Consider the following 4,596-nt stretch of genomic DNA (forward strand, 5'->3'; position numbering starts at 1 on the left):
TGAGTCTGTTTCAAGCTGAGTGGTGTTCGTAGCTGTTGAGGACCTGGACGGCTTTGGCGATCTGGGTAACCTGGTGCGGGTCGCAGCGGATCTGGTCGAGAATCGACCAGGTCTTGAGCTGGGCGAACATGCGCTCGCCGGGGCCGCGGAGCCGGGCGTGGAGCCGGTGGTACTCCGTTTGCCACGCGGGCTTGTTCTTGCCTTTGATCGGCGTGACCACCAAATCGTGGTCGAGACCGTCATAGCCTCTGTCGCCCAGGGCGAACAAATCGTGCTCGGCCAGCAGCCAGGGGATTCGCCAGATCCAGGCGGCTTTGGTGTCGTGGATCGAGCCGCGGATCGCACCGGAGATCCACAGCAGGTTCCCGCGCGCATCGGCGATGGCCTGAGGTTCATTCCATGTCGCTGGTGCTTGCCGGAGTAGCAGGGCCGGTCGATTCGGTTGCGGTCGATCCGGACCAGGGTGCCGTCGAGCATCACGAAGGCTGCGCCCGACCGATTGGCGTGGCGCAGGGCGTCGCGGATGCCCGGGGCCAGGGCGGCGAGCAGTCCGATGGTCTCGCGGGTACGTCGCCACGCGGTGGCGGCCCAGATGCCGAAGCCGGCCGCGAGATCGCGCAGTGTCTCGCCCTTGCGCAGGTAGGCGAGCGTGAGCAGGGCTTGGGTGCCGGGATCGAGGGCGCGCCAGTGCGAGCCGATGGCCTTGCGGTGGGCCCGGATGAGGCCGGCTACTCGGTTGAGGGTCGCGGTGGACAGCGACAGTGCGGCAGGGTAGAACAACACGAGGGCTCCTGGGAGGCCGAAATATCAATCCGACCGTCGTCCCTCCCGACAAGGAGAGACTGCCAACGTGGAGCAGCAATGCTCTCATAGATCCACGTAGTTCCGTGACCAAGGCCGAAACGCTCTGTCGCATTAAGCCATTCTCATCGTGGATGAGTTCCGTTGCAGGGCAACGAAGAAGCTCCTGGTACAACAACTAGCGACCAAACTCGTTGTCTCCCAGGAGCCCCTCGATGTTGTTGTACCAGGCAGCGCTGCCGCTGTCGACGCGGACCTTGAACTACACCGCCGGCCTCATCCGTGCCCACCGCAGATCGATCCGTTCCCGCTGGCGGACCATCGATGCCGGCCAGCAGGCACTACTGACACTTGCCTACCTGCACCATGGCCACACCTACGAGGCCCTCGCGCCCGGGTTCGGCATCTCCCGCGCCACGGCCGCCCGTCGCGTCCACGAGGCGATCGACCTGCCGGCCGCGCAGGCGCCGAGGCTCCGGTCCGGACTGCGCAAGGCCAAACGGTCGGGGCGAGGCTTCGTAATCGTCGACGGCACCCTCATCCGCACCGACCGCCTCACCGCCGACCGGCCCTACTATCAGGTCAAACACCGATCCCACGGCATGAATCTCCAAGCGATCACCGATCCGGACGGGCACTTGTTGTGGGTCTCGGGCGCGATCCGCGGCTCGATCCACGACACCGCGGCGGCCCGGATCTGGCAAATACCCCGGCTGCTGCGCGAGTACGGCCTCTTCGCTCTGGGCGACAAGGGTTATCAAGGACTGGACCATGAGCTCGTGGTCACGCCCTACAAGGGCAGGGGCAAACCTGAATATCAGAAGGCGCACAACCGGCTGCATGCCCGGCTCCGCGGCCCTGGCGAGCGCGTCTTCGCCGAACTCAAGAAGTGGAATGTGCTGGGAAAACTCCGCTGCGATCCCCACAGAGCCACCCAGATCGCCCGAGCCATCGCCACTCTCAACCATCAAGAACGCCAGTCAGGATGAGAAGACCTCATTCTAGGTTCCACCTTCAACTCCGTTTCATTGCAACAACATATTCGATCCACACGAGCACGGAAGAATGGCGACCGAGCAGGAAATTAGCATTTCCTGAATACGGACCTCCGCAGCGCTGAGAACCACATCGCTTTCCTGATCGAGTCCAGCTCCCATCTATCTGCGCCATCGAAGTCCGCATCGGCGACATGCCGAGAAATGCCCCATATTCCATTGAAAAGGAAAACGCAATAGATCACGATTGCGATCAACACGGTACTGGATAGAATGCTCAAATCTCCTCCGAACCAGGATTCTCCAAGGATTATAGGAGACATCCAGGCAGGAGAGAAGAGTATTATACGAAACGCCCAGGCAATTTGCCAGTGATACCGTGTCTTTCGAAAGCTTTCTACTTGTTTCATTTGTTATAATCCAATACTAGGCATTCGAAGCAAACCTTCACTTCTCCAACAAGGATCATGAACAGGATACCGACTATCAATTCTTAGATCGATCGTCGACTGAGCCGCTCCACTGATCCCACCGACTCGATCAGTGCATCCAGTACCGAACCTCGGGGCCGTAATCCGAGGGAACTCGCTTTAAGACGAGTCTCTCGGTTCGGATGCTCAACTATGCACTCCTACCTCCAGAATCGTGGGTTCACCGTATCCTTCGCCACCATTCGAGCGATCACAATTCTGAACTCCCTACGATTTTCACCGAACTCACCTCCTTCGAAGCTCCGTTTTTCATATCTGCGAAGGCCCCTGACGCCCTTCAACCACCAGACAATCGACGCTACATAGTAGGAACCGAGGAGGAAGATCCAACCTCCAAGTGGCATTGGGTCATTGGAGTCCAGAATCATAAGCTGTACGATAGCGACCGGAGAGAAGATTATACAGCGAATGCCCCAGATCAGGTCCCGATACGCAAGCTTCTCCCGAAACTCATCTGCAGCATTTGTCAGCATTCGACTCCGATCGGGTGATTGTTCGACATTCGCTAAGATAGGCCGGTCATATTGAAACATATCATTATAGGTGTTCTGTGGCCAGCAGTGCTGCACGGAGGGACGAAGCCGGAACTGGACCAGCAGGAGGCATCGTGAGGAGCCCAGCAGTCCCTGCGCACGACCCCGACCTCCTCTGGGCCGGGGGAACCCTTTGCATGGATGCCTCCGTGGCTCCGTTTTGGGGTGGGCCAGTCGACGCGTATCCCGACCAACCGCAATAGACCGCTGCCGCACCGATGCCAGACTCGTACGCGACCGGTGCCGCACCTGCTGAAGCGACCACAGGTGAAGGCTACCCCCAATCGCATAGGTCCTTGACGATATCAGGAAGGCTCTCGACCACTTTACCAGTTACGATTCGAAGCCGGTGAATCTAATACTCCAGTTGTAGGTTCGGGTTTCATGCGGCGAGGGTGAGTTGTCGCTGGTAGTGGAGCTGTTTCGCGGTGGCTTGGTGGCGGCGTCGCCAGGTCGACCAGCGGAGCCGGTGTTGCCAGTTGAGGTCGGGCGCGGCTGCACTGACTATCAGGTGGCGGATTTCGTTGCAGGTCAACGGGATCATGTCGGACTCGTCCGGGTCGGATTCGCGGGCGCGGGTCGCGGCGAGGAAGGCGTAGGCGAGCATCGCGAGGGTGACCCACCGGTGCCACGAGGTCCAGGTCCGGACTTGGTGCTCATCGAGTCCGGCGAGTTCCTTGGCGCCCTGGAAGGTCTCCTCGATCCTCCAGCGCATCCCGGCGACCGTGACCAGTGTCTGGAGCGGGACTGCTGTGAGGGTCCAGGCCAGGTAGTAGGCGAGTTCGCCGGTGCGCCGGTTCCGGCGGGCCAGCAGATGCGCGTGCCCGCCGCGTTCGGGTACGAGATCGATCCAGGCCCAGTCATAACACCGCAGGCCCTTCGCGCCGTCTCCGGCCGATCGGGGCTGCCAGGCGACTCCTGCCTGTTCGATGGCTTCGGCGGCGGTGGTCTTACCCGCTTCGACAGCGACCGGGGTAGTGCAGGCGACGGCCAGGACATAGGGCAGGCCGCGGGCTTCGAGCCGGGCGCGCAGGTCGGGGTTGACGCCGTAGGCCTCGTCGCCGACAGCGAAGTCGGCGCCGATTCCGGCATCGAGCGCGGCCTCGATCATATCGCCGGCCAGTTCGGGCTTGGTGGCGAAGCCGACCTGTTCGGGCACACCCGCCGCCGCACACCGCCCGGGATCGTCGGTCCAGGACTTCGGCAGGTAGAGGCGGACATCGACCGGCGCGTGCCCGGCCGCGGTCGCCAGGGTGAGGTAGACCCCCAACTGGCAGTTCTCGATCCGGCCCGCCGTCCCCGAGTACTGCCGCTGCACCCCAACCGTCCGATCGCCTTTCTTGACATCGCCGGTTTCGTCCACGGCCAGGACCCGCAGGCCCGCTCCGGTGCTCAGCTGCTCGGACGCCCAGGCGCGGATCTCGGACCGGACCTGTGCATCGTCCCAGCTCGCACGGGAGAGGAGGTGCTGGAACCGCCAGGGCCCGGCCTCGCCTGCATGCTCGGCCAGGGTCCAGCAGTTGCGCCGTTCCAGATGCGCCATCATCGCCTGCGTCAGGCGCTTCGCGTTCTGCCTGGTCTCGATCCGCCGGAACGCCGAAGCCAGGCGCGCCCACAGCGCGTCCAGGTCAGACCGCCAGCGGCCCACGTCTACACTCGCCAAAGCGGCCGTCGTGCTCTTCAGTTGCCTCACAACAACAATGATCACGGCGGCCGTCCCGCGCCCAGCGACGGCATCCCCGCAGCTCACAACCTGAACTCTCACTGGAGTACTAA

2 protein-coding genes and 1 pseudogene are annotated in these 4,596 nt (G+C 62.3%); 1 reads left to right on the top strand and 2 read right to left on the bottom strand.

The annotated features are described in order from the left end of the window. Positions 1 to 10: 10 nt before the first annotated feature. Positions 11 to 783, bottom strand: a pseudogene (locus tag CUT39_RS08245) (transposase family protein). A 233-nt stretch (positions 784 to 1,016) separates the two neighbouring features. On the opposite strand from CUT39_RS08245, the gene CUT39_RS08250 reads away from it, so the two are divergent. After that, positions 1,017 to 1,790 (top strand): transposase family protein, encoded by a 774-nt coding sequence (locus tag CUT39_RS08250; protein WP_100445502.1) that lies wholly within the window; start codon positions 1,017 to 1,019, stop codon positions 1,788 to 1,790. Between the two features lie 1,412 nt (positions 1,791 to 3,202). On the opposite strand, the gene CUT39_RS08255 is transcribed toward CUT39_RS08250, so the two are convergent. After that, positions 3,203 to 4,468 (bottom strand): IS701 family transposase, encoded by a 1,266-nt coding sequence (locus CUT39_RS08255; protein ID WP_456298044.1) that lies wholly within the window; start codon positions 4,466 to 4,468, stop codon positions 3,203 to 3,205. Between the last annotated feature and the right edge of the window lie 128 nt (positions 4,469 to 4,596).

The sequence above is a fragment of the Glycomyces xiaoerkulensis genome, from assembly GCF_002798405.1.
In the GTDB taxonomy this organism is placed as follows: Bacteria; Actinomycetota; Actinomycetes; order Mycobacteriales; family Micromonosporaceae; genus Glycomyces; species Glycomyces xiaoerkulensis.

Coding starts and splice junctions, on each gene's coding strand:
- CUT39_RS08250 (WP_100445502.1), top strand. CDS start 1,017: ATGTTGTTGTACCAGGCAGCGCTGCCGCTGTCGACGCGGACCTTGAAC.